Annotated in this window: 1 protein-coding gene; it reads left to right on the forward strand. The window is 41.9% G+C overall.

The window, feature by feature from the left end:
• Nucleotides 1-253, forward strand: a 253-nt coding sequence (locus ETC07_RS16300; protein WP_205742580.1) for a hypothetical protein, incomplete at both ends; no start/stop codon positions are given.

Here is a 253-nt window from a genome sequence, read left to right on the forward strand (position 1 = left end):
AACTTTTAAAGACAGTAAAGGAGGCGTAAGTTCGTGGGTTGAACAAACTTCAAAAAAACGTCTTGCCTACTATGCAGCCTGGACATATTGGGTTGTGCATATCCCTTATCTGGCCCAAAAACCTCAAGCTATTTTGATTGCCTTTGGTTGGATTGGTCGTGGAGATGGACAGCTTGTAAGTTTGATGTCTGTTCCGATGGTTGCCATCATTTCATTGATTAATTTCCTTCTCTTCCTCTGGCTCGCAACAAAA

This window comes from Halomonas borealis, assembly GCF_004798905.1.
GTDB lineage: Bacteria > Pseudomonadota > Gammaproteobacteria > Pseudomonadales > Halomonadaceae > Halomonas > Halomonas borealis.